The organism is Methylobacterium sp. WL19, assembly GCF_008040005.1.
GTDB classification, from domain to species: Bacteria; Pseudomonadota; Alphaproteobacteria; order Rhizobiales; family Beijerinckiaceae; genus Methylobacterium; species Methylobacterium bullatum.
Window position 1 is genome coordinate 1 of record NZ_VRVC01000278.1, and the last position, 1,090, is coordinate 1,090.

The following is a 1,090-nucleotide window of genomic DNA, read 5'->3' on the forward strand; positions in this document are numbered from 1 at the left end:
GGCCGAGACCGCGCGCCCGGCCTCGCCGCCCGTGCCCCGGGACAATGCGGGGACGGAGACGGGAGAGACACCGCCGGGGATGGTCCTGAAGCTGACCTTCAAGGGCCGCTGCGAATCGCTGGTGGTCGATGGCGAGGACATCACCGCGTCCTGCGCCCCCACCGCCAGGAATTCCTCCACCACCGGGTCGGCACGGGCCGAGTTCGTGTTCGGAACCACCGACGACCGGGAGGTCAGCTTCCTCGCATCGGCGAAGGGATGGGTCGAGAGCGGCACCCTGCGTCAGCCCATCGACGAAGTCATGTACGAGGAGCGCGGCCAGAGCCTCCTCGTGAAGGCCAAGGGCGTCTGCGAGATGCCCAACCCCATGGGCGGTCCCGTGGTGATCACGTGCAGCGCCCAGACGTCCAACAGCACCTACACCGTCCGCTTCCGCACGGATGGCGGCAAGCCGGTCCTGGAGCGGTCCAGCCCCGGTTGAGCGCCCGCCACGACACGCCCGTCCCGAAGCCGAGGAGAAGCCCCATGAAACACCGTCTCCCGAACTTGGCCCTGCGATCCTTGGCCCTGCGATCCTTGGCCCTGCGATCCTTGGCCCTCCGATCCTTGGCCCTCCGATCCTTTGCCCTTCGATCCTTGGCGCTCGCCGGCCTCACCGGCCTCCTCGGGCATGGCCTCGTGCTGCCGGCGCAGGCGGAGACCGAGAACAAGACCGCCCGCCCGGGCCAGCGGATCTTCCTCCAGGGCTTCACCCATTACTTTCCGACGCAAGGATGCCGCTCCAAGGCGGCCCTGGTCGATATGGTCTCGCCACCGCGCGGCGGACGCGTCGAAATACGCCGCGAGTTCAGGATCCTCAGCAACAAGATCGACGAGCGGGGCGCCACGATCCGGCAGGTGGATGGCTGCGAGGACGTGAAGAAGGATTCGATGTCGATCTTCTATACCGCACGGCCCGATTTCTCCGGTCTCGATACCCTGTCCGTCGCCGTGACCTTCCCCGACGGAACGACGGTGCCCTACACCTTCCGGATCACGGTGCCGGAGGGCGAACGCCGCCAGGCTCCCGCCGTCTCGCAGGCGCCCGCAC

1 protein-coding gene and 1 pseudogene are annotated in these 1,090 nt (G+C 68.1%); both read left to right on the forward strand.

Annotated elements, in window-relative coordinates; genetic code table 11:
• Positions 1-481: pseudogene (locus FV220_RS25035) on the forward strand (hypothetical protein); the annotation flags it as partial.
• Positions 482-636: 155 nt separating this feature from the next.
• Positions 637-1,090, forward strand: a 454-nt coding sequence (locus FV220_RS25045) for a hypothetical protein (protein WP_147833589.1), incomplete at its 3' end; no start/stop codon positions are given.